The sequence below is a fragment of the Streptomyces sp. P17 genome (assembly GCF_032436805.1).
Taxonomy (GTDB): Bacteria; Actinomycetota; Actinomycetes; order Streptomycetales; family Streptomycetaceae; genus Streptomyces.
This window is the reverse complement of the sequence record NZ_JAVRBF010000843.1, coordinates 1-271: the sequence shown is the minus strand read 5'-3', so window position 1 is coordinate 271 and position 271 is coordinate 1. Positions and strand designations below refer to the sequence as shown.

The following is a 271-nucleotide window of genomic DNA, read 5'->3' as shown; positions in this document are numbered from 1 at the left end:
ATCTTCATTATGAGATGAAGAAGATCCGTAATCAACGGGAAGATGCGGAAGTTTTAGCATGGTATTTTGAGCAGATCGTTTCCCGTATTTCCGAGATGAATGATCCAGCCCAACAGATCGAGATTTTGGAAATGCTGTTGAAACAACTTCAGTTGGAACATATCCCAGAAACACCGGAAGAATTTATGAATAAGGCGCGCTTGTACCATATTTTGATGGATATCGAAGAATTTCTGATTCTGAAAAAGCGTTTTGTGGCGCAATATGGTTC

1 protein-coding gene is annotated in these 271 nt (G+C 39.9%); it reads left to right on the top strand.

The genetic code is table 11. The annotated features are described in order from the left end of the window. Positions 1–14 precede the first annotated feature (14 nt). Positions 15–271 (top strand): hypothetical protein (locus RMT89_RS43180; RefSeq protein ID WP_315889226.1); only part of this gene is annotated, 257 nt, incomplete at its 3' end.